Annotated in this window: 29 protein-coding genes and 2 tRNA genes; 7 read left to right on the plus strand and 24 right to left on the minus strand. The window is 67.7% G+C overall.

Annotation, left to right across the window (positions count from 1 at the left end):
• The first annotated feature begins 214 nt into the window (after positions 1–214).
• The 3 genes from dnaG to CHB84_RS06485 are packed head-to-tail and all read left to right on the plus strand — an operon-like array spanning position 215 to position 3,427.
• Positions 215–2,122 carry a DNA primase gene (gene dnaG / locus CHB84_RS06475; RefSeq protein ID WP_089300607.1) on the plus strand — a complete coding sequence of 636 codons (1,908 nt, stop codon included), beginning with the start codon at positions 215–217 and terminating at the stop codon, positions 2,120–2,122.
• Positions 2,119–2,640 carry a hypothetical protein gene (locus CHB84_RS06480; RefSeq protein ID WP_342743933.1) on the plus strand — a complete coding sequence of 174 codons (522 nt, stop codon included), beginning with the start codon at positions 2,119–2,121 and terminating at the stop codon, positions 2,638–2,640. Before dnaG ends, CHB84_RS06480 begins: the two co-directional genes overlap by 4 nt.
• A gap of 25 nt (positions 2,641–2,665) precedes the next feature.
• Positions 2,666–3,427: a trans-aconitate 2-methyltransferase gene (locus CHB84_RS06485; RefSeq protein WP_089300608.1), complete on the plus strand. Its 762-nt coding sequence runs from the start codon at positions 2,666–2,668 to the stop codon at positions 3,425–3,427.
• Positions 3,428–3,433: 6 nt separating this feature from the next.
• On the opposite strand, the gene CHB84_RS06490 is transcribed toward CHB84_RS06485, so the two are convergent.
• Positions 3,434–3,646, minus strand: coding sequence for a hypothetical protein (locus CHB84_RS06490; protein ID WP_089300609.1), 213 nt, complete (start codon positions 3,644–3,646; stop codon positions 3,434–3,436).
• A gap of 140 nt (positions 3,647–3,786) precedes the next feature.
• On the opposite strand from CHB84_RS06490, the gene CHB84_RS06495 reads away from it, so the two are divergent.
• The 4 genes from CHB84_RS06495 (at position 3,787) to CHB84_RS06510 (ending at position 4,812) form a co-directional block, all read left to right on the plus strand.
• Positions 3,787–3,858: transfer RNA gene (locus tag CHB84_RS06495), tRNA-Asn, on the plus strand.
• A 326-nt stretch (positions 3,859–4,184) separates the two neighbouring features.
• Positions 4,185–4,258 (plus strand) — tRNA-Ile (locus CHB84_RS06500).
• 166 nt (positions 4,259–4,424) lie between these two features.
• A complete protein-coding gene (locus tag CHB84_RS06505) occupies positions 4,425–4,610 on the plus strand; it encodes a hypothetical protein (RefSeq protein ID WP_089300610.1) in 186 nt (61 codons plus the stop codon).
• A 22-nt stretch (positions 4,611–4,632) separates the two neighbouring features.
• The gene (locus CHB84_RS06510) at positions 4,633–4,812 is read left to right on the plus strand and encodes a hypothetical protein (RefSeq protein ID WP_089300611.1); all 180 of its coding nucleotides are present in this window, start codon (positions 4,633–4,635) and stop codon (positions 4,810–4,812) included.
• A 90-nt stretch (positions 4,813–4,902) separates the two neighbouring features.
• Here the strand turns inward: CHB84_RS06510 and CHB84_RS06515 are convergent, their stop codons facing one another.
• The 23 genes from CHB84_RS06515 to CHB84_RS06625 form a co-directional block, all read right to left on the minus strand.
• A complete protein-coding gene (locus CHB84_RS06515) occupies positions 4,903–5,121 on the minus strand; it encodes a hypothetical protein (RefSeq protein WP_141134590.1) in 219 nt (72 codons plus the stop codon).
• Positions 5,122–5,172: 51 nt separating this feature from the next.
• Complete coding sequence (locus tag CHB84_RS06520; RefSeq protein WP_089300613.1) at positions 5,173–5,418, minus strand: hypothetical protein; 246 nt, start codon at positions 5,416–5,418, stop codon at positions 5,173–5,175.
• Positions 5,419–5,428: 10 nt separating this feature from the next.
• Positions 5,429–6,109, minus strand: coding sequence for a peptidoglycan-binding domain-containing protein (locus CHB84_RS06525; protein ID WP_089300614.1), 681 nt, complete (start codon positions 6,107–6,109; stop codon positions 5,429–5,431).
• Positions 6,110–6,120: 11 nt separating this feature from the next.
• Complete coding sequence (locus CHB84_RS06530) at positions 6,121–6,459, minus strand: hypothetical protein (RefSeq protein ID WP_089300615.1); 339 nt, start codon at positions 6,457–6,459, stop codon at positions 6,121–6,123.
• Positions 6,460–6,495: 36 nt separating this feature from the next.
• Complete coding sequence (locus tag CHB84_RS06535) at positions 6,496–7,161, minus strand: hypothetical protein (RefSeq protein ID WP_141134591.1); 666 nt, start codon at positions 7,159–7,161, stop codon at positions 6,496–6,498.
• Between the two features lie 102 nt (positions 7,162–7,263).
• Entirely contained in the window at positions 7,264–8,403 is a 1,140-nt protein-coding gene (locus CHB84_RS06540; RefSeq protein ID WP_089300617.1) for a hypothetical protein, read from the minus strand.
• A gap of 12 nt (positions 8,404–8,415) precedes the next feature.
• Positions 8,416–9,756, minus strand: coding sequence for a glycine-rich domain-containing protein (locus CHB84_RS06545; RefSeq protein WP_141134592.1), 1,341 nt, complete (start codon positions 9,754–9,756; stop codon positions 8,416–8,418).
• 9 nt (positions 9,757–9,765) lie between these two features.
• A complete protein-coding gene (locus CHB84_RS06550; protein ID WP_176439816.1) occupies positions 9,766–10,620 on the minus strand; it encodes a phage tail family protein in 855 nt (284 codons plus the stop codon).
• A gap of 16 nt (positions 10,621–10,636) precedes the next feature.
• Positions 10,637–12,406: a hypothetical protein gene (locus CHB84_RS06555; protein WP_089300620.1), complete on the minus strand. Its 1,770-nt coding sequence runs from the start codon at positions 12,404–12,406 to the stop codon at positions 10,637–10,639.
• Positions 12,407–12,600: 194 nt separating this feature from the next.
• A complete protein-coding gene (locus tag CHB84_RS06560; protein WP_089300621.1) occupies positions 12,601–13,047 on the minus strand; it encodes a hypothetical protein in 447 nt (148 codons plus the stop codon).
• Complete coding sequence (locus CHB84_RS06565) at positions 13,047–13,493, minus strand: phage tail tube protein (RefSeq protein ID WP_089300622.1); 447 nt, start codon at positions 13,491–13,493, stop codon at positions 13,047–13,049. Before CHB84_RS06565 ends, CHB84_RS06560 begins: the two co-directional genes overlap by 1 nt.
• 28 nt (positions 13,494–13,521) lie before the next feature.
• The gene (locus tag CHB84_RS06570; RefSeq protein WP_089300623.1) at positions 13,522–13,953 is read right to left on the minus strand and encodes a minor capsid protein; all 432 of its coding nucleotides are present in this window, start codon (positions 13,951–13,953) and stop codon (positions 13,522–13,524) included.
• On the minus strand, positions 13,950–14,297 hold the full coding sequence (locus tag CHB84_RS06575) for a minor capsid protein (protein ID WP_089300624.1): 348 nt from the start codon (positions 14,295–14,297) through the stop codon (positions 13,950–13,952). Before CHB84_RS06575 ends, CHB84_RS06570 begins: the two co-directional genes overlap by 4 nt.
• 2 nt (positions 14,298–14,299) lie before the next feature.
• Entirely contained in the window at positions 14,300–14,635 is a 336-nt protein-coding gene (locus tag CHB84_RS06580; protein ID WP_089300625.1) for a hypothetical protein, read from the minus strand.
• Positions 14,622–14,888: a hypothetical protein gene (locus tag CHB84_RS06585; RefSeq protein WP_089300626.1), complete on the minus strand. Its 267-nt coding sequence runs from the start codon at positions 14,886–14,888 to the stop codon at positions 14,622–14,624. Before CHB84_RS06585 ends, CHB84_RS06580 begins: the two co-directional genes overlap by 14 nt.
• 10 nt (positions 14,889–14,898) lie before the next feature.
• Positions 14,899–15,210, minus strand: coding sequence for a hypothetical protein (locus CHB84_RS06590; RefSeq protein ID WP_141134593.1), 312 nt, complete (start codon positions 15,208–15,210; stop codon positions 14,899–14,901).
• Positions 15,211–15,217: 7 nt separating this feature from the next.
• Complete coding sequence (locus CHB84_RS06595) at positions 15,218–15,622, minus strand: hypothetical protein (RefSeq protein WP_089300628.1); 405 nt, start codon at positions 15,620–15,622, stop codon at positions 15,218–15,220.
• Complete coding sequence (locus CHB84_RS06600) at positions 15,622–15,981, minus strand: thermonuclease family protein (protein ID WP_089300629.1); 360 nt, start codon at positions 15,979–15,981, stop codon at positions 15,622–15,624. The genes CHB84_RS06595 and CHB84_RS06600 overlap by 1 nt, the downstream gene beginning before the upstream one ends.
• 3 nt (positions 15,982–15,984) lie before the next feature.
• The gene (locus CHB84_RS06605) at positions 15,985–16,218 is read right to left on the minus strand and encodes a hypothetical protein (RefSeq protein ID WP_089300630.1); all 234 of its coding nucleotides are present in this window, start codon (positions 16,216–16,218) and stop codon (positions 15,985–15,987) included.
• 50 nt (positions 16,219–16,268) lie between these two features.
• The gene (locus CHB84_RS06610; protein WP_089300631.1) at positions 16,269–16,592 is read right to left on the minus strand and encodes a hypothetical protein; all 324 of its coding nucleotides are present in this window, start codon (positions 16,590–16,592) and stop codon (positions 16,269–16,271) included.
• A gap of 90 nt (positions 16,593–16,682) precedes the next feature.
• Positions 16,683–17,600, minus strand: coding sequence for a major capsid protein (locus CHB84_RS06615; RefSeq protein WP_089300632.1), 918 nt, complete (start codon positions 17,598–17,600; stop codon positions 16,683–16,685).
• 33 nt (positions 17,601–17,633) lie between these two features.
• Entirely contained in the window at positions 17,634–18,413 is a 780-nt protein-coding gene (locus CHB84_RS22780; protein ID WP_089300633.1) for a hypothetical protein, read from the minus strand.
• 103 nt (positions 18,414–18,516) lie between these two features.
• On the minus strand, positions 18,517–19,626 hold the full coding sequence (locus tag CHB84_RS06625; RefSeq protein ID WP_089300634.1) for a phage minor capsid protein: 1,110 nt from the start codon (positions 19,624–19,626) through the stop codon (positions 18,517–18,519).

The following is a 19,626-nucleotide window of genomic DNA, read 5'->3' on the forward strand; positions in this document are numbered from 1 at the left end:
TACGGCCACCACAGCCCCACCGCCCTCATCGCCATGATCTACCTCTGCGCCGGAGGCATCACCATCACACTCCCCACACAAACCTGAGGAGTCCCCTGAATGACGCTTTCAGTCCGTCTCCGGGACTGAAAGCGTCATTCAGCCACCCCCACGGAGTGAAGGCGTCATTCACCACGCACGCGGTCCGCGTAGGGCGCGCACTACACTCGGGGGCGTGGCGGGACTGATCCGGGAAAGCGACATCGCGGAGGTCCGTGAGCGCAATCGGATCGACGACGTCATCGGCGAGTACATCGCGTTGCGCCGGGCCGGGGGCGGTGCGCTGAAGGGCTTGTGCCCCTTCCACGACGAGAAGTCGCCCTCCCTGAACGTGCGCCCCTCGCACGGGACGTTCCACTGCTTCGGTTGTGGCGAGGGCGGGGACGTCATCGCCTTCATCACCAAGATCGAACACCTGGGATTCGTGGAGTCGGTGGAGCGGCTGGCGGACCGGGCCGGCATCCAGCTGACCTACACCGGCGGGGGAACGACGGTGCAGCGCGACAGGGGGACGCGCACCCGTCTCGTCGAGGCCCACCGGGCGGCGCAGGAGTTCTATGCCGAGCAGCTGATGACCCCGGAGGCCCAACCCGCACGGGAGTTCCTGAAGGAGCGCGGTTTCGACCGCGAGGCGGCCCGGACGTTCGGTTGCGGGTACGCGCCCGCGGGTTGGGACCAGCTCACCAGGCATCTACTGGGCAAGGGCTTCGAGGTCGACGAGCTGTACAAGGCGCAGCTGGCGAAGGAGAGCAGGCACGGCAAACCCCTTGACCGTTTCCGCAGGAGGTTGCTGTGGCCGATCAAGGAGCTCAGCGGTGACGTCGTCGGGTTCGGCGCCCGGCGGATCTTCGAGGACGACCCGATCGAAGCCAAGTACCTGAACACCAGCGAGAGCCCGATCTACAAGAAATCGCAGGTGCTGTTCGGGCTCGACCTGGCCAAGCGCGAGATCGCGAAACGTCACCAGGTCGTGGTGGTCGAGGGCTACACGGACGTGATGGCGATGCACGCCGCGGGCGTGCCGACCGCCGTCGCGTCATCCGGAACGTCCTTCGGCAGCGACCACATGGCGGTCCTGCGCCGGTTGATGATGGACGACGACGCGTTCCGGGGCGAGGTGATCTTCACCTTCGACGCGGACGAGGCGGGGCAGAAGGCGGCGCTGAAGGCGTTCGAGGGTGACCAGACCTTTGCCGCGCAGACGTATATCGCCGTGGCCCCGGAGGGGATGGACCCGTGCGAGCTGCGGCTGGCCAAAGGCGATGCCGCGGTACGCGACCTCGTGGCCCGGCGGGTCCCGCTGTTCGAGTTCGCCATCCGGAGCATGCTGCGTTCCTACGACCTGGACTCGGTGGACGGTCAGGTGGCCGCATTGCAGCGCACCGTTCCACTGGTCGCGCAGATCAAGGACGCCGCCAAGCGGGACGGCTACGCGGTCAAGCTCGCGTTCTGGACCGGTTGGCACGACGAGTCCATGGTGGTGCGCCGGGTGCGGGAGACCGCGCACGGAGGCGGTAACGGTACGCGTAAGGCGCGGCAACGGTCGGCGGGCTCGGGGCAGCGCGACGACGCCGGTGCGGAGTCCGACATGCCGCGCCCGGACCCCCGGGACCCGCGGCTGCGCGCGCAGCGGGAGGTCCTCAAAGCGGCCCTGCAGGAGCCCGCGCTGGCCGGGCCGTCCTACGATGCGCTGGCCGAGGATGCTTTCACGCATCCGGCCTATGTCGCGGTGCATCGCGCGGTGCTCGCGGCAGGGGGTACGGCCAGCGGCCTCACCGGTCCCGCGCTGCTGGACGCGGCGTTGCAGCACGCGCCGGAGGGGACCGCCAGGCGGGTGCTCTCCGAGCTCGCTGTCGAGCCGCTCCACGCCAAGGACGAGGTGGACGCCGACTACGTGGCCACCGAGCTGGCTGTGGTGCAGTCCGCGCTCGTGGGGCGGCAGATCTCCGAGGTGAAGTCGAAGTTGCAGCGGGTGTCTCCCACAGAGGAGGTCGAGGAGTACCGGGCCCTGTTCGGTGACCTCATCGCACTGGAGCAGTACCGTAAGGCGCTGCGTGAGCAGGCTGTCGGGGGGATGTCGTGATCGGGTGGCTGCACCGCCTGCTAGGCGACCGGTTGCCGGCGGGCTTCACCGGAACGCTGGCCGCTGACGAGCACGTACTGGCGTCGGGCGTGTCCGACCACGGGCCCGTGGTGGTGACATCGCAGGCCGTGTGGCTGCCCGGAAGCGACGGGCCGCGGCGCGTGGAGTGGCACGTCATCGCCAAGGCCACGTGGGCGGAGCCGGTGCTGACGGTCGTGGAGGCCGAGGAGGTCGCCCGGCCGGGTGGTGCCGTGGTGCTCAGTGACCGGCAGCCTGTGCGCGTCCGGCTGGACCGCCCCGGAAAGGTGCCGAAGGTGGTCCGCGAGCGGGTCGATGCCTCCATCCGGTCCCGCCACTACAAGGAGCTGCCCGGCGGTGGTGCGTGGTTCGTCCAGCGCAGGGTGCCGGGAACCGGTGGGGTCGTGTTGCAGGCCCTTCCCGAGCCGGGGACGGACCGGGACGCCGTCGCCGGTATCGCGCGCGAGGCAGCCGAGCGGCTGGCCGGAGAGCAAGCCTAGCAGTACGATCGTACTGGGAGGCGATATGTGGGATCCGGCGACGTACCTCGACCACGCATCGCTACGGGCCCGCCCGTTTCACGACCTGCTCGCCCGCGTGGCCGCGCGAGCACCCCGGCGCGTGGTCGACCTGGGGTGCGGGCCGGGCACCCTGACCGGGATACTCGCCCGGCGATGGCCGGACGCGGTGGTGGAGGCGATCGACTCCGCCCCGGAGATGGTCGCCGCGGCCCGGGCACGCGGGATCGACGCCCGCGCGGGCGACGTGTCCGAGTGGCGACCGGGAAGCGACACCGATGTTGTGGTGTGCAACGCCGTCCTGCAATGGGTGCCCCGGCACGACCGCCTACTCGAGGACTGGATGGCGGCGCTGCCGTCCGGGGCGTGGCTCGCCGTGCAGGTGCCTGCCAACTTCGACGCACCGTCCCACCGCATCGTCCGAGAGCTCGCGGCGGAGCCGCGATGGGCGGAGGATCTGGCAGGGGTGCTGCGCGGGGAGGACGCGGTGCACGGCCCGGAGGGCTACGCCACACTGCTGGCCGACGCGGGCTGTGAGGTCGACGCGTGGTCGACGACGTACCTGCAGCGCCTGGACGGTCCCGATCCGGTCCTCGACTGGATCACCGGGACGGCGTTGCGCCCGGTCAGGGCCGTGCTGGACGACGCCCGGTGGGAGTCGTTCCGCGCCGAGCTCGCGCCGCGCCTGCGGGAGGCCTACCCGCAGCGGCCGGACGGCACCACCTGGTTCCCGTTCCGTCGTGTCTTCGTCGTAGCACGGCAGGTATGACGCGCGTCATGCCTGGCGGTCGCGGTACCGCTGCGCCGACAGCGGGATCCGCTCGCCGAGCTTCTCTCCGACCTTGGCCCTGGCCACTCCGGCCGCACCTTGCACGGCGGGGTGGTCGGCAACACGGCGGTAGGCGCGCACGAACTGCTCGTAGCGGTCACGCCCTGCCCGGCTGCCGAGCACGTATCCTATGGCCATTCCCAGCAGGAACTTCGTCATGGCATCACGGCTCCTCGTCGTTGACTCGGTGAACACCCATTGTTCACCATCACCGCGAACCGAGGGTGCCCACATGGCCACGTGAGCGATGCGCTAGAGTGTTACGCGGTTGCCGACGAGATCAATCGGCGCGGGACCATTCCCCCGTAGCTCAATGGCAGAGCATTCGGCTGTTAACCGAAGGGTTACTGGTTCGAGTCCAGTCGGGGGAGCTTCCTGCCCAGGTGACAAGCCTGGGCATTCTTACGTTCCGGGGGCAATGAGGCCGGATCGATCGGATACTCGCTACTTTCGTTGAGCCGATCCGGCTCGGCGACGCCGCCCTCCGGTTGTGCGGTGCCGTGTGCGTGGAGCGCCGGCTGTCCGGTATGTGCAGCGACGCCCGACAAGGTGTGCTCAATCGCTCGACGCGGTGTGCTCGAGCACCCGACACAGCGTGCCGAAGGGCCCGACACGGGAAGGTGGCCGGGCGGCGCGCACGATATCTCGGCCCAGCGACCAGGCTTTCGGTCTGACTGCGTAAGGTATGGGACCGTTGGGGCCGGTAGCTCAGTCGGTCAGAGCAGTGGACTCATAATCCATTGGTCGCGGGTTCAAGTCCCGCCCGGCCCACTTTGTGACCAGCATCGGACGAGGAGAGTGGATTAACGGCCCCTCCGTATGGGGGCAAAATGGGGGCAACTACGCTTCGTGGTAATCCGATTACAGGGATCCTGGGGGCGGTTGCCGACCCTGGTGGACGACGGAGATCATAGGGCTCAGCCGGGGAAGGAGTCTCATGTCTGACGACACCGACAGCGAGCGTTGGGACCAGTGCCCCGCTTGTGGGTACGAGCAGAAGCTCGATCCCGATGGGATGCTGCGCGTCCACGGCAGGCCATCGGAGGAGCAACGCATCGGCGTCGAGCTGTGCCCCGGCGGCCGCACCCCGCCGCGCCGCTACGGCAGCGGCTCCGCCCGCTGAGACACCCCCAGGAAGGAGCACCATGCGGAACAACTACGTCGACGCGATCGCCCTGCTCGCCATCATCGCGGCCATCATCGGTCTCATCCCGGCGTTCGCGGGGGAGGGCGCGTCGATGTTCCTGCCGATCGGTATCGGCCTGGGGGTCGTGTGGCTGGTCGTCAAAGCGATCACACGCCAGCAGGAGCAGACACGCAAGTAGCGACCCGCGGACGAGCCCGGCAGATACACGTATAGACCCCCGCCCTCCCGTAGGAGAGCGGGGGTCATCTCGTCAGGATTGATGCTCGCGCTACGCGCTTCCGCCGCGTTGCTCTGCAGGCGGCGTCGAGTCAACGCGTACGGACAGGCCTTCGTCGTTGATCATCCTGGATAGCTCTTGAGCTACGGATAGGGTCGCTCGCACTTGCGCCAGCGCGATCTTCTGGTCTGGTGTCGGGGACAGGGCGTCGTGTGTGATGTCCCGCTCGGCCTCATTGGCCAAGTCGGCTGCTTCGTGCCATATCGTCATGCGGCGCAGCCTAATCCGCCAGGCGTCGACCACTCCAGGCGCATGGGAGCGTCAGTCGTACCTCGGCGGCCTGGCTGACCCGAGCAGGATCCTGGTCAGCCAGGCAGGCCACCACGATCGGGCCTCGAGCCACCGGCTAGCGGGGTAGATGACGGCCAGCGCCAACGGCACCAGTACCACGCTGCCCGTCTCGCCGAGGTGGGTCAGCGCCTCCTCGGGCAGGTCGAGATGGGTCGCGAGCCACGCCACCAGCGCCGACCATGCGGCAGGGACGGCGGTACGTACCAGAGCGATCATTGGGGCCTCCTCACTTGCCCATCTGGGACCAGGTTTCGGGCCCGACCTCGCCGTCGACCGTGATCCCCTGCATGTCCTGGTACCAACGCACCCGTTCATGCGTGGCAGGGCCGAAGTAGTCGTCGTCGGTGATGCCGAGCCACCGCTGAACGAACCCCACGTCCGAACCGTGCGACCAGGTGTCGTACTGGTCGCGGCCGCCGTAGATCACGCGGCTGCCGGGGCTCGCGTCCTGGTGTTCCTCGTACGGCCTCGAGCTCGAACCGCCACCCGCGTTGTCGAACGAAGGCAGGTTCCACGAGCTCGGGTCGTCGCACCGGTCGTCTGCCACCACTGACAGGTGCGCGTGCCGGGTGTGCGGGTTCACCCCGTTGTAGGCGCGCCACACCCACGGGGACGGCCCGCCCGCGCCGGACATGATCAGTTCGTTCGCGATCACGTACTTGATACGGGGGTCGCGACTCTGCTCGAGCTCGTCGGTCAGGCGGTCGATATCGACCCCGGCGTCGGGATCGTGCGTGAAGTCGAACGCGGTGACGATGCCCGGCCCGTACCACGGGTTGTGGTCGCTCTGCCGGTTCTGGTGGTCCTCGTCGCCGATCGTTCCATCCGACGCTGTGTCCCGGTTGGGGTATGCCGCGTCGAGCTGGTTCCGGAACGTCTCCAGGCTCCGCGCTACGCGCCAAGACATGGGTATCCTCCTTATAGGTTGGTGAATCGCGATATCGCCTCGATCCCGGTGGCTCCGCCGAGGCCTGCCACCAGGCCAACTGCCCCGAACACCACGGCCATGCGCCAGCGGAACTGCTCGAGCTTGCTGATCCGGTGTTCGTGGTCTTCGTCTTTGGATTGCTCGATCTTGCGGAGCCGCTGCTCGTGGTCGTCGAGATGCTTCAACATCTGGCTGACCTGCACAGAGAGGGACTGCAGGTCTGAGCGCATCCCGCCCACCTCGCGGTGGATCGACTGCAGCTCGCCATAGAACTGGTTCGCGGTGATCGTGAAGACCGCGTTGGGCGCGCCCGCGCTGTCGCCAGACATAGGTCGGTCCTCCTCACAACGAGGGGGCGGGTCAACTCAGGACTGGCGCAGGTAGCAGGCCCACACGCTGCACGCCGAAGAATCGGTGGTGGTCGACACCTCCGCAGTAAGGGCGATACGCACGTGGTCACTGCGCACGAAGCTCGACACATCGAACGGTCCCTGGCGGCCCGTGACGACGCCGCTACCCTCGCTCCACGAGCCGACCTCAGTCCCGTCGAGCCGCAGCCGGTACGTCACCGTCGCCGACCCCGAGGCAGGCCCCCAGGTTCCGTCGACTTCGATGTAGGGGTGGCTGATGGTGGCGCGGCCCTCCCACATCTCGGTCTCGCCGCTGATGTGATCGTTGCCCAACGACCAGTAGTCCATGTGTTGCCCGGTCTCAGAACCGGTCGTGTTGCTGATGAACTTCGGGTAGAGGATCACCGGGAGCCACGGGCGCGCCAGCCCCGAACCCGATGCGGCGTCGTCGGACATTATGATGTTGCCGTCGTTATCCCACAGCGACCAGAAGTCGCGCCCCTCGTCGACCCTCTGCGTGAGCAGCATGACTTCTCCGTTGTCGCGGCGAAGCCGGAATATCTGCTGCCCGTCCGAATCTGGGCCGATGTAGACGATTTCCACATCGTCGGAAGACACCATCCGCAGAAACGAATTCTCGAGAAGGGTGATGCCACCGTCGCGGATGACGGCGGAGGTCACCCCTACCTTCTTCCACACCTCCGCGACTCGGCGCTCCACTCGCCGCAGCCGATCGATGATGTTGCTCGGTTGGTTCACCTTCGCCACGGCGAGCCCCCTCTACTAGTCGATGTCGTCCAGCAGCGGAGCCATCACCAGGTCCACCCGCTCGTAGTCCGATTGGGGTGATATCTGCCCCTCGACGATCCGCATCGTGGTTTCGACCCCTTCGGGGAGGAAGTCGTCCTCGATCGCTACGACGGCGTCGTCACCGACACGCCACTCGCCTACGCGGGGGGAGCGATCCCCGCGCACGGTCAGCTCCGGCAGCACTACCGGGCGCCGCGCCGCGCGTTGGTCCTCGTCCGCATGGTCCTGCAACGTGCCCTCATTGACTACGCCGTCGTAGGCTTCCTCGAGTTCCATCAGCGGGTAGCCCAGGTCGTAGCGGGCCTCGTCCTCGGCCACGGCGATATCGACACCCTCCGCGGCCCCATCGGCGGTAGCGAATGCTCGTGAGGCGTAGCCGGTGCCGTCCGACGGCCACACGTAGGACACGAGATTCCCGCCGTACTCCCACACGTGAGGGGAGCCCTGCTGCCCGAGCCACGGTTCCCCGATCTGCAACACCCGCCGAGGGCGGCCATCTTGGTCGAGGGCGGTACCAACACCGAACATCATGTCCGGCCCGTCGGTCACACCTGCGAGGTCAGACAGGGCGCTGCCGACCTCCTTGAGTTGGTGACCCTTGTAGGTGCGATCGCGGAGGATGCCGGACTCGCTCGAGTCGAGTTCGATCCCGATGTGGCCTCCGGTGTGGTCCTGCGCCTTTGCGACGAGCTGACGGGCGATCTCGTTCTGGTCGGTGTTGTCGAACTGGATCTGCTGCTGCGCGACGTGCTCCACACCGGGGTCGGCGGCGAGGATAGGTAGAACCCGCCGGTGGTTGAAGTACGACCACCAGTCAGCAGCCCCGATCTGTACCGTGCGAGACCTTGAGTCGTATCGGCGTGTCCAGATGATTCCGCCCCACATGGGGCGGTCATCCCGGTAGATGTACAGCGCGCGGCGGCACGGCGCGGTTAGGTAGTGGGGATCGCGGACCATGCGTTTCCGCGCGTTGCGGGACTCGACCTGGAACTGACCTGTGGCTTCGCCCGCGTCGTTGAGCTTGAACCCGTAGGTCACGTTCCGGAGGGGCAGCTCTCCGAGGGGTTCGTTGCTGCGGAGGTCGTGCACCATGTACGTGTAAACCGGTGCCATACCACCCCCGCCTTAGAAGAAGCTTGTGACGAAGACGACGCCGGGCGCGCCGTCGCCACCGGCGTGGGAGTCCTGGTTCGGCTGGTTGGCTGCGCCGCCGCCGCCGGAGCCGTACCCGTTCCCGTTGTCGCCAAGGAAGTACGTCGAGCCGGGGGACTTCGGCCCTGGGTCGTCGCCGACGCCTAGCTGGTTGGAGCCACCGCCACCGCCCCACACGATTCCTGCGCCGCCGTTGCGGTAGCGGGCACCGCCGTCTTGGCCCTCAATGTTCACGTCGCCGCCGGTAGCGGTGCCGCCTTGCCCGCCGGAGGCGCCGGACGAGCCGGTCCCGAGGCTCTCGGTGCCACCTTCTCCGCCGTTCGCGGAGCAGTGCGTGCCAAACTCCGTAACACCCCCGTCGCCCCCGTCGCTGAAACCGGAGCCGAAGCCGTAGCCGCCAGATTGGACGCTTTCCGAGGAACCGAGGTCGGCCGCAGGGATGATCTTCCGGGAGTAGCCGCCAGCGCCACCACCGCTACCGGACGAGTACTCGCCATCGCCGGTGCTGGCTGCGCCCGCGCCACCGCCGCCGCCGCCAGCGATTTCCACCAGCACGTAGGTCACGCCTGCCGGCTTGTTCCACGTGTACGACTCGTCGGAGGATGTCCCCTCGAACACCTCCACCTGCGGAGGCCGGTGCGGCGGGCGGTACTCGCTACCGTTCCAGAACTCGATCGCCTGCAGGTCCTTCCGATACACGCCCAGGCCCGTGTACGGGTTGGCGATCTCGTCCCGCTCGACGTCATCATTGACCGGCAGCGTGCCGCCGAGCGCGACCGTTTCACCTGTGTCCTCGCTGCGCAGGTCGGTGATATCACTGTCGGTGATCTCGGTAGCGTCAGCCTGCACCAGAACGCGGGCCAGTCGGATGTAGTCCGGCGAACCGTCGACGTCAGGATCCTGCGGGTCGGAGGAGGGTGTGCCTACCACGTGCCGCACCAGCAGCTTGGTTTCGGCGTCGCCGTAGTAGGTGTCCGATTGCTGCACCACGATCAAGTCGTGCCGGTCATCCGTCGAGTCCGCCGGGTGGTCCCCGAGAATGTCGGTGTCCTTCTCCGCATCGAGCACGCAGAAGTACGAACCCGTACCCCGCTCTGGGGGCAGCGCCAGCGCGAACTCCTCAGTATGCACCTGGGTGTCCGGGGTGGATGATGCCCGCACCCGGCCAGGATCCCCACTCGATGGACGGAACCCGCCCCGCGACGTGATCGTGGCGCTGGGGAGCAGCAGCATCCCGAGCGTGATCCGCGCGTCCTCCGCATCGACGACACCGCTCGTGTCGTCCATCGTGGCCCAAGAGGGGCGTTCAGCCATCAGGTCCTCCTATTGATATGCGTGGCGCCACCGCACCCGCAGGCGCGCGCCCTCCTCGTAGCTGGCCGCGTCGAACCGGATGCCGGTACGTTCCCCCGGCTCGAGCGGCGTCCATTGAGCGCTGGTCATGCGTGGCCTGCGAGACACCCCCTCGAGCTCGACCGTCCGGTTGCCCGGCTGCGTATCGATCTCGAGCGTCTGCCCCTGCAGCACCGTCAGGTCTGAATCGAACTCGAGCGACCGCCCCGAGTACTGGATGACCGGGCCGGGGCAAGGGCCCTCCACCTCGAAGATCGGCCAGGTGGGCACGTCGCCGTTGTTCTCGACGTACATCACACCGCCGGTCGTCCCCTCACCGAAGTCGAGCGGGAACACCAGCGGGAATTCGAGTCCGTCGTTGGACGCGCGGGCGAGCCCGGTCGCGTTGGTGTGCTCTGCCGCCGAGTACAGGCGCGGATCGGTGGCGACCCACCGGATTGCGCCCTCCGTGTAGCCGATCGCATACCGCTTATCGGTCGGGATGCTGCGGTGCGTCACCCGCGCCCAGCACATCAACGTCTGCCCATCGAGCCGGATCGCGAGCGGTTCCTCCACCGGATCCTCGCCCGGTGCGGTAGCCCGCCGCAGAGCGTGTACCGCGTCCCGAAACTCGCCCGGTTTCGCCTTCGTCTTGAAGTCGAACGTGATCTCTCGCTCCTCGCTCAGGAGCCTGCCAGGGTAGGCGCCGTGTCGGTCTGGCAACGGTTGGTTGGACCCATCCTGCGACGGCAGATCCAACCAGCCCTCAAGCTCATCGAGGCCGAACGCGGTGCCAGATCCGAGCAGCATCCCGCGCCACTCGATCTGCCCATCGCGGGTGATCATGTCCCCGACCATCGGTTCACCCCCGGTTCTTGGCTAGCCAGTCGAGTTCCTTGGCGACCTTGGACGGGGGCGCGTTCTCGGACGCGGTGAAGTTCTCGATATGGAGCACCTTGCCGCTACGGCCCCCGCGCCCCGAAGGGGAACCGTCCGCACGGTCCAGCTTGTCGTTCGGCGTGATGTACCCCGAACGGTCCGGGGTGAACAGCTCCGGCCCCTCCTCACCGACCAGGTACGTACGGCCGGAGGTGACATCGCCACCGGAAGCGCGACCGGGTATGCCGCCCGAGGTCTGCACGTTCACGAACGCCGTGTGCGGCATGGTGAACGCATCCAGGAAGTCCATCAGCCCACCGAGGTGCTGCCTCACGGTCCAATGGCCCTGCAGGCCGACACTGGCGTTGTAGTGGCCACCGTAGGATTCGGCTTCACCCCGCGCGCCCCGCACCTCGGCAGCGATGTTGCGCGCCTGACCGGCGGTGACCGCACCCTGAGCCACCCACTGGTCCAGTTTGCTGCGGAACTCGTCGAACGACAGGTCCCCGTTCTTGGCCGCTGCTTCCGCCCCGGCGACCGCCTCCGCTAGCTCAAGCGAAGCAGTCTGTGCCTGCTGCGACTCGGCGCCGTGCTTCTGGACCGCCTCGTTGTAGTCGGTCTGGGCAGTCTCTACGTTGTCGAGCGCCGAGGTAAGTGCGAACACCGGGTCGGTCGCCGCCTTCAGCGCCTCAACCTGCTGCTCAAGCTGTTCCTTATGCTCCTTCGCCTTCGCGGCAGCGGTCTCCTGCGCCGCCGTGTACTGGGGTAGCGAATCGTCCTTGAGCTTCCGGAACTGCTCGTCACTCAGCCCGGCGGTGTCCGCAAGCTGCTGCAACGCCCGCTCGGCCCGTTCCGGCGACTCCTGCGCCATCCGCGCGAGCGCTTCATCGGTATCTTCCAGCCGACCCCGCAGCTTCGCGATCGACTCTCCAACGTCCTCAACGCCCGTCGTCTTAGCGAGCCACTCCTCGAAGTTGTTGCCGAGCGTGTCCGTCGAGGCTTTGATCGCGTCATCGAGCAGGTTGAAGTCCTCGCCCAGCAGCCGCGTCATCTGACCGGTGATCTCGCCCGCGGATTCGAGCCGCTCGAGCCCAACCACCAGCGCTTCTATGTCCGGGTTGACCTCGTCACCCAAGGCGGCACCCACCGCGTGCGTGGCAGCGACGAGACCACCAAGGGCGAGCCCAGCAGCGCCAGCACCCCGTCCGATCCTGCCGAGCACAGTCCGCGTCCGCGACCCCGACGTGCGCAGGTCCTTGAACCCGTTCCGCACGCTGGTTATCGCCGGAACGACGCCCTTGTAGATGGAGGATCCTAGGTCGGCGAACCCGGTGCCGAGGAGCATCAGCCCCTCCATCGTGTGACCCCGGCTGAGATCACCGACACCGAGCATGGTGTCCTGCACACCGGTCAGGGCGTCCCGGAATCCCATCGCCCGCTCATCGGCAGCATCGGCCGTCTCGCCGAACCGCGTGAGTCGATCGCTCGACTCGGCAGTGCTGTCGCCCATGTCGGTAGCGGACTTCCCGACACGCGAGAATGACTCCCCGGTCCTGTCCGACGCCCGCCGGGTGGTGGTATCCATCGTCCCGGCGGCCTTGCCGACGCCCTCGAGTGACGACTCCGCGCGGTCGGACTCCTGCCGCGCAGTATCCCCCAGCTCCGTGAGTGAGCTTTCGGCCCGCTCCACACCGTCGCTGAGTTCGTCCTCAACGGTCAGGTACGCGGTCAGCTCACCAATCGTCAGCGCCATAACGCGCACCTCCTACAGGTTCCGCAGAGTCCTCGACACATCGTCGCCAGCGATCTCGCGCGGCTGCTGCGACGCCCATCCGCGCCACCGTGACTGCTCCGACAGGCCCCGCAGGTACCACCAGAACCAGCGGGACGGCAGCTCGGCGAGATCATCCGGACTGATGCCGTATTCACGCTGGAAGTCGGCGACGATCAGCGCCCACCCTTGGATGACGAGCCGCCACGGGTCGTCTTGTTCTTCCCCGTCTCCGCTTTTCCCTGCTCACCTGCACGGTTCATGCGCTGGTGGTACTTCTCCCTCGCACGGGCGAGGCTGATGCGGTTGCCGTCAGCGTTCTCCGCGCCCCACAGCAGCAGCACGCCGAGCTGCTCGGCGTCGATGCCGCGCTCGATCCACGTATCCAGCGCTTCCTCGCCGAACAGGATCGACAACATGCGGCGCGTGGACTCCTCGCCCCGGGGCGCCCGAGCCTCGAACTCGTACCGCAGCGGAAGCTGCGCAGGCAGCTCCACATCCACGCCGAACACGTTGTTCAGGCGCACGCCACGGCGGCCCTGCTGGTTCCAGAACGCCTCGAAGTCCTCGACCTCGGCCTCAGCAGCCTCCTGCCGTAGGCGCTCCGTCTCCTCGCTTGCCATCAGGCCACCGTGCTCGTGGTCGACTTGCCGGAGCGAGTGAGGGTGCAGGACCAGGACGTCTTGGCGTTGTTGTTACCGCCCTGCGAGCCGATGCTGACCGTCGCGTCCCACACGGTCCACTCGGAATCATCCGGGTGTCGGAACCTGACGGCGCCCAGCGATTGCGCCGCCATCATGGTCGCCAGCTCCTCGAGCCTCCCCTGCCCGGGGTCCGGGGCGCCGGTGGCATCCTTCAGCTTGAAGCCCTCAAGGCTCATGGAGGAGCCCCGCTGCATGACCTCCTGCTCGTAGTGCCCCTCGGACTCGAAGACGGTCGTGTCGGCGGTCTGCTCGTTCTCGGAGGGATTGACCGTCACCGAGTTCAGCCCGTCCACCTCGAGCCACGTGCCGTCACTGTCCTGGACCTCAACGTGGATATCCCGGGCGTTGATCTTGGTCCCCGCCATTACGGATCACCTCTCTACCTGGCTCGCGCTACGCGCGGTTGTTGCTCGTGTTGCGCCACTCGGCGCGAAAGTTGATGGTGTGCTCGAACCGGCCGTTGTCATCCCGCCCGATGGGGATCGGCCCGGACTGGGTGCCGATCACGGACAGCACCTGATGCCCGGATGGCAGCTCGACCGACCCGGTGCCGTGCCAGTCGTCGTAGATAGCCTGAGCCCGCCGGAACGCGCGGGACGCGTCCTGCGTGCCCCGCACCCGTAGCTGTATGTGCGACTCGTCGTAGCCGAGCTTGAAGTCCGACTCCTGCCCCTGATACGTCGCCACCACGATCACCTCGTCCGGCGAGGAGGGGGACGCGCCCACCACAATCCCGATCTCGTCGTCCCCGTAGGCGCGGTCGGGTGCGTACACCCCATGCCCCTGCTTATGGAGCCACTCGGCGAACCCGTCCAGAATCGTCACGACAACTCCTGCTGCATCTGCTGCGCGATCAGGTCACGCATCGTGTCGACCTCGGCGTTCATGGGGTCCTCGAGGTATTTCGCCTTCCGGCCCTCGTCATGCCGCATCGTGAGGTCCTCGTGCTGCGGCACCGCGTACGGGGTGTCGTACGAGACTGTGGCCTCGAGCGCGCCCTCGTCGACGCTGGCCACGGCGGAACGTTCAAGGTCGCCCACCTCATGCGGAACCTGCTTCTGCGATTCGCTTTTCAGGTGCTCGGCCGCGAGTCGCAACCCGTAGGCAGCGGATTCCCGCGCCCCTTCCTTGACCTCACCGATGTTGAGTTTCAGCTCCGGCGCGGGCATGGCTAGCCGACCTCGATCACGGCGACCTCGAGGGAGGTCTCGTCGTCGTAGTCGAGGTGCACCGTGCCGTCGTCCTGGTTGTAGATGGTCGGCCACGGGCCGAGGACCACCGTCGAACCGGCAGGCACCGTCACATCTGGGTCGTTGAGGGCGAGCCCGCGGACCACACCGCCGGTGACCTGAGTGACGAGGCGGTCACTGCTGGCGGACGAACGCACTACCGTGACCTGCTGTCCGGTGTTGGCTACGGAGTTGCCGTCCGCGTTTGCGCTCTCAAAGCTCAGCTCGAGGCCATCCCGGGCGCTCGTGGGCTGGGCCGTGATCTCACTCCTCGCCATCGCTCAACCTCTCGATCAGTTCGGCCTTCGTCATCGCGTCGATCTCGTACGAAGGCACACCGCGCTCGCGTGCGTAGGCGACCCACGCGGACTTCAAGTCGGACTCGGCGGGCGGCTGCCCACCGGACTGGGGCTGCGCAGTCGACGGTTCGGCGCGGGACCAGTCATCCGACTGGCTGAGCCGCCGGTCCTCGCGGGAGCCCGGCACCGTCCGCACCTTCTCGCCGCTGCTCCTGTGCCGATACTCCGGCATCGTGTGCTCCTTACTGCAGTGCAACTTCCAGGTGGTCCGGGGTGGGCAACCCGCCCCCGTCGCGGCGCTTCACTGTCAGCACTCGCGACTCGCGCCCCAACGCCGTCACCCGGTCCTCAGTGCCGATGCCCGCGTCCAGCGGGCAATACGCCACCGCCTCAGCAGTGACCTCGCGTCCCTCGGAGTTCCGCACCGCCGTGCGCCCTTCATCGAGGAAACAGCGGACGGTTCGCGCGTCCCCGTAGATCGGCCCGTTCGCGCCGGAACCCTCGTACGGCTCCACAGTGATCTCGTGACGGAGCAGCCAGGCAGGTATTCCCATAACCCCCTCACCCCACGACCTGCGGACGCACAGGCACCAAACCAGCGAGCTGCAGAACGGTCCGCACGCCCGGCGCGACGGTCTGGCCGTCGAACGAGCCCGCCGACGGGGCGCCCTCCCCACGCGACAGCGACACCGACCCGATCGACACCGAGCCGTACCTGCCCGCCCCCTCGTCGGGCAGGCCGTTGTGGTGCCAGTAGGCGGCCTGGATCACGGTCGCGTCGAGCAACGCGTCGGCCACACTGGCGTCGGTGGGCTGTTCGTTGGTGTCAGTGTTGTACGACGCCCCGATCAGGAGCCCATCCACCAGAAGCGAAGCCCGCTTCAGCAGGTGGGCCGCGTTGTCTGGCGCGGTGTCCTCCTCGAGGTACTCGGCGAGGTCTTCCTTCGTGGCGTACACAGGTGCCATCAGGACTCGACCTCCTTCGCATGCCCAGCCCCGACCAGGGCAACGTTGAGGCTCGTGCCGTCGTCAGCAATGATTGTGGCGAGCCACCTGCCGAACGCACCGTCGCCGATGCCGATGGTGTCGCGGGCTCCCTTGTGGCTGATCAGCTCGATCCCGCTGTGGGTGTCGAGCCATTCCTGCGTGAACCGGGCTGCTTCTTGCCCGGCCTCGGACGCGTCAGGCCCGTACACCTCGGGGCAATCCACCCCGGAGAGCCGGAACCGCAGCGCGGCAGTGAGCCCGAACCCGAGGCTGATGCGGCAGTCCACGGTGTCGCCGTCGACGACCTCGAGCACGTCCAGCAGGGCGTACCGGTACAAGGGTCAGGCCTCCGCGCCCGGCTCGGCGCCCTCGGCCGCGCTTTCGTCGGGTTTGCCCTCCGAGTTGTCCTCTCCGGAGCTACCGGTGTTGCCCTCGCCGGACTTGCCCTTCGGCTTGGCTTTCGGCTGGCCCTTCGGCTTCTCGATGAGATTCCAGCGGTCGGATCGATCGAACCGGCGTACGGCTGTCTCCCGCCGGACCTTCTGTCCAGTGTGCTTGTTCTCGTACACGTACATGGCCGCTCCTTCGCGGGTCGTAGGGTCAAACAGGTGGTTCACGTGGGCGGTTAGTCTCGGTCGAGCAGCAAGTACGCGGTCACGTTCTGCGAATTCGTGTCATTGGCGTTGCTCGCCGTCATCCGGAGCAGCAGCCCGGGCATCTCCTCGACGGCCTGGGCGCCAGTGGCCCCGCCGGAGGTAGAGGACAGTTCGAGCCAGTCACCGCCGTTGTTGGGTGACGCTTCCAACGCCACCGAGACGTCCGCCCCGGCGGAGGTCACCATGAGCCGAACCCGGCGGGCCGTCACCCCGGAAACTTCTCGGCTGCTCAGTGAGCCGTTCGCCGCCACGGACACACCATCGAACGACGCGGCCCGAGTGATATACGTCATGCGCCACTCCTTTTGTGCGCAGGGTGGGAGTGGGTGGCGCGGGCGCAAGGGACCAACACCCGCGCCACCCACGACTTAGCGGCCCGCGTGTTACGCGGCGTCGGCCGGCTTGATCAGAACAGCCCGGTCAGGGTCGAGGGTCTTCGTGCCGTACAGGCAGTCGATCGACACCACGTCCTGCTTCTTGTCGGTGTCGTAGTCGTACACGACCCGAAGGCCGAAGCCCTTGTAGTTGCGGACTGCGGCGTTCTGTGCGCCCCGAGGCAGGGAGAGCTGCCGCGTGACGAGGGTGAAGGCGTCCCGGTGGAACGCCACCCCGACCTCCTCGTCGGCCGCGACCGTGCCGTTCAGGTCGTCAACGTGCTGGTCCATGTAGTTGTCGTGCCCGAACTTGCGGCCCAGCTCGGCCTCGGTGAGGCCAACCGTGTCGCCGCGCTTGTCCGCCTCATGGAACAGGTTCGTGCCGAGCCACCCGGCAGTCGCGATCGGGCCCACCACGGCGCGGCGGTTACTTACCGGCACCTTCGCCTTGTTCAGCACCCGACCGGCGTCGATCAGCACCCGACCGTCGTCCCAGCTGTACTTGCTGTTGGAGTCGTCCGTGCTGTTGCCGACCGCGTTGACCACATCACCACGCAGGGCCAGTAGGTCCACGTCGATCTGCTGCCACAGCGCTTCCATCGCCGGGGTGAGCAGCTGCTCGGCGAAGTCCCGGATCTCGAGGGTCAGCTCCTCGGCGGTCACCGCGAACGACACGTCCTTGAACTTGTCGAGGGTGACCGTCTGGCTGCCCTCGGTCGCGTCCTGGATCGTGATGCCGGGGCTGGACCGGTCGAAGTCGTTGGCGACGAACGTCGCGGGCTCGCGGATTGTGATCGTGTCGCCAACGCGGTTGGCGAAGTCGTCGTCGTAGTCCCGGCTGACGAGACCGGCCATCACCGCGTTCTCGTACAGGGTCGCGATCGCGGCGTCCGCGATCTCGTCCGGGGTCAGAATCGTGTTAGCCATAGCGGCCTGTCACTCCCTTGCGGGTCGTGGGCGTCACTCGCCGCGCAGGTACTTGCGCCACGCGCCGATGTCGCCCGATTTCGGCGTTTTGCTGTTGCTCGCGCCACCGGACCCGCCGGTGAACTCGGAGCCGCTCGCCGGTGCCCCCTGGGCAACCTTGAGCTTCGGGTTGTCCTCCGCCATCTGCTTCACCAGCGCGTCTACGTCGTCGGTGAAGCTGTCGGCGGAGGGGTCGAGCTTCGCCGCCTGACGGGCGAAGCTGCGGGAGTCGGTGAGCGCGTCGGGGTCCACCCCGTTTGTGCGCGCGGACTTCTCCGCGGCCCGCTCGACGCGCAGCTCACGCAACTCCTGGTCCTTCTGGTCGCGCTCCTGCTGGGCGCGCTCAGCGACCTTTGCCGGGTCCTCGTCGCCCTTCGCGTTCGGGTCGAGCGCCTGTCGGAGCTGCTCGAGGACCTTCTTGTGCTGGTCCCGCTCCTGCTCAACCTCGCGGAGCTGGGACCGTCGGCTGGCAGCCTCATCGCGGAGCTTCTTGAGGTCAGCCTCAGTAGGTGCCCCGCCTGCGCCGTTGCCGCCCGAGCCGCCGGAACCACCGGCGTCGCCCTCGCCGCCCGAGCCCGACTCGCCACCGGGGTCGCTGGCTGCCCCGCTACCGCCCGGTTCATTACCGGCCGAAGGGTCGCCCTCGCCGCCCTCACCGGAGCCGCCCTCGCCCGTTCCATCGCCCCCGGCGATCGGGTAGATAGGGCGGCCATCGGCGCGGTAGCCGAGGATCGTGCTGGGGTCTACGGAAATGCGCTCCCGGCGCACGCTCATAGCTGCCTCCTGACTTGTCGGCACGACGCACCTGTCGCCGCGCTGTCGGCCTCGAGCCGACGTGTGGATTCCGCCGCCACCTGGGCGGCACTACAACCGGTGGTCAGCGGGCGGAGGAGACCTGCTCCCGCTGCCGCTGCCGCTTCGCCGTCGTGTTCGACGTGTGGTCTCTGATCTCTCGCTGGTAGTGGCGCACCTTGTCCCGCGCCTGACGCCTCGAGGCTTCGTCCATCGCGGCCGCCTCGCGCTTCTTCCACTTGCGGACCTGTCGCTCGAGCTGACGGAGCTTCTGCCGCGCCGCATCGCCCTCGGTGTCCTGCGTGTTGGTGGGCTGGCGCGAGGCGCCCGGGATGTAGGCAGACTCGCTATGCCTACAGTTGGGGTGGAACAACCCTGCCGCGCGAGCCTCATCCAGCGACCCGTCGACCTGCACCGTGACCGGCGGGCCTCCGGTAGCGGAGGGGACCTCGATGGTGCCGACCTGGGTGCCTGACACTGACAGGACCGCGCCTTCCCACGGGCGGCACAGGTCGCACTCCTGCGGGGCGTCCGAGATCATCACAAGGTCCTGCCCCAACTCACGCAGGGAACGGGTGTGCGCGTCCAGCGAGGCGCGGGCCGTTGCCGTGCGGATGCTCATCTCGGCCCACGACTCCAGTTCCCAGTTGCGGCCCGAGCTGTCCCGAAACCGGGTGATGCCTTGGTCGGCGGCCTTCCACAAGGCGCGTTGCGCCGACTGGCGCCGCGTCTCCACCCCCGACAGGGCACCGGCGGAGGAGTCCTGGGTGATGCGCCGGAACGAGTCCTCAACCGTCCGCAGCACCGACCGGCTGGGCGGGGTCGCGTCCGTGAGGGTAGCGTCGGCGAGCTCGTCGAGCCGGTCCTTCTGCAGCACCTGCTCCCGCAGCTCGTCCAGGCTCCGCCCCGAGGCCTGCTGCATATCGCTGGCAGCCTCGCGCGCGCCCATGTCGGCGGCCTCTGCGACCGCTTCCCGCGACGCCTTCTCCGCGTCCCGCTCGGCCTGCCGTACGTGCTTGGAGGCTTCGCGGCGCACAGAACGAGCCTCGTCGGCCTTCCGCCTGATCCAGTTCGGGGAGTCGAGCCCGCGCCCGAGCCGCCGCGCGATCATCGAGAGGATCGCCTCCTCAGCGGCGCCGTAGATGCGGGCAACCGCCCGCGCCGGTCCAGCACTGTCTTCCGGTGAGATCGCCAT

Source organism: Haloechinothrix alba (assembly GCF_900188115.1).
Taxonomy (GTDB): domain Bacteria; phylum Actinomycetota; class Actinomycetes; order Mycobacteriales; family Pseudonocardiaceae; genus Haloechinothrix; species Haloechinothrix alba.

Excerpts from the sequence above, each read along its gene's own strand:
- CHB84_RS06485 (WP_089300608.1), top strand. The coding sequence starts at position 2,666 with ATGTGGGATCCGGCGACGTACCTCGACCACGCATCGCTACGGGCCCGC.
- CHB84_RS06510 (WP_089300611.1), top strand. The coding sequence starts at position 4,633 with ATGCGGAACAACTACGTCGACGCGATCGCCCTGCTCGCCATCATCGCG.
- CHB84_RS06590 (WP_141134593.1), bottom strand. The coding sequence starts at position 15,210 with ATGGGAATACCTGCCTGGCTGCTCCGTCACGAGATCACTGTGGAGCCG.
- CHB84_RS06565 (WP_089300622.1), bottom strand. The coding sequence starts at position 13,493 with ATGGCGGGGACCAAGATCAACGCCCGGGATATCCACGTTGAGGTCCAG.
- CHB84_RS06550 (WP_176439816.1), bottom strand. The coding sequence starts at position 10,620 with ATGATCACCCGCGATGGGCAGATCGAGTGGCGCGGGATGCTGCTCGGA.
- CHB84_RS06625 (WP_089300634.1), bottom strand. The coding sequence starts at position 19,626 with ATGGCGATCTCACCGGAAGACAGTGCTGGACCGGCGCGGGCGGTTGCC.
- CHB84_RS06540 (WP_089300617.1), bottom strand. The coding sequence starts at position 8,403 with ATGGCACCGGTTTACACGTACATGGTGCACGACCTCCGCAGCAACGAA.
- CHB84_RS06520 (WP_089300613.1), bottom strand. The coding sequence starts at position 5,418 with ATGATCGCTCTGGTACGTACCGCCGTCCCTGCCGCATGGTCGGCGCTG.
- CHB84_RS06585 (WP_089300626.1), bottom strand. The coding sequence starts at position 14,888 with ATGCCGGAGTATCGGCACAGGAGCAGCGGCGAGAAGGTGCGGACGGTG.
- CHB84_RS06575 (WP_089300624.1), bottom strand. The coding sequence starts at position 14,297 with ATGCCCGCGCCGGAGCTGAAACTCAACATCGGTGAGGTCAAGGAAGGG.
- CHB84_RS06530 (WP_089300615.1), bottom strand. The coding sequence starts at position 6,459 with ATGTCTGGCGACAGCGCGGGCGCGCCCAACGCGGTCTTCACGATCACC.
- CHB84_RS06525 (WP_089300614.1), bottom strand. The coding sequence starts at position 6,109 with ATGTCTTGGCGCGTAGCGCGGAGCCTGGAGACGTTCCGGAACCAGCTC.
- CHB84_RS06560 (WP_089300621.1), bottom strand. The coding sequence starts at position 13,047 with ATGGCAAGCGAGGAGACGGAGCGCCTACGGCAGGAGGCTGCTGAGGCC.
- CHB84_RS06545 (WP_141134592.1), bottom strand. The coding sequence starts at position 9,756 with ATGGCTGAACGCCCCTCTTGGGCCACGATGGACGACACGAGCGGTGTC.
- CHB84_RS22780 (WP_089300633.1), bottom strand. The coding sequence starts at position 18,413 with ATGAGCGTGCGCCGGGAGCGCATTTCCGTAGACCCCAGCACGATCCTC.
- CHB84_RS06615 (WP_089300632.1), bottom strand. The coding sequence starts at position 17,600 with ATGGCTAACACGATTCTGACCCCGGACGAGATCGCGGACGCCGCGATC.
- CHB84_RS06515 (WP_141134590.1), bottom strand. The coding sequence starts at position 5,121 with ATGACGATATGGCACGAAGCAGCCGACTTGGCCAATGAGGCCGAGCGG.
- CHB84_RS06610 (WP_089300631.1), bottom strand. The coding sequence starts at position 16,592 with ATGACGTATATCACTCGGGCCGCGTCGTTCGATGGTGTGTCCGTGGCG.
- CHB84_RS06505 (WP_089300610.1), top strand. The coding sequence starts at position 4,425 with ATGTCTGACGACACCGACAGCGAGCGTTGGGACCAGTGCCCCGCTTGT.
- CHB84_RS06595 (WP_089300628.1), bottom strand. The coding sequence starts at position 15,622 with ATGGCACCTGTGTACGCCACGAAGGAAGACCTCGCCGAGTACCTCGAG.
- CHB84_RS06605 (WP_089300630.1), bottom strand. The coding sequence starts at position 16,218 with ATGTACGTGTACGAGAACAAGCACACTGGACAGAAGGTCCGGCGGGAG.
- CHB84_RS06580 (WP_089300625.1), bottom strand. The coding sequence starts at position 14,635 with ATGGCGAGGAGTGAGATCACGGCCCAGCCCACGAGCGCCCGGGATGGC.
- CHB84_RS06555 (WP_089300620.1), bottom strand. The coding sequence starts at position 12,406 with ATGGCGCTGACGATTGGTGAGCTGACCGCGTACCTGACCGTTGAGGAC.
- CHB84_RS06490 (WP_089300609.1), bottom strand. The coding sequence starts at position 3,646 with ATGACGAAGTTCCTGCTGGGAATGGCCATAGGATACGTGCTCGGCAGC.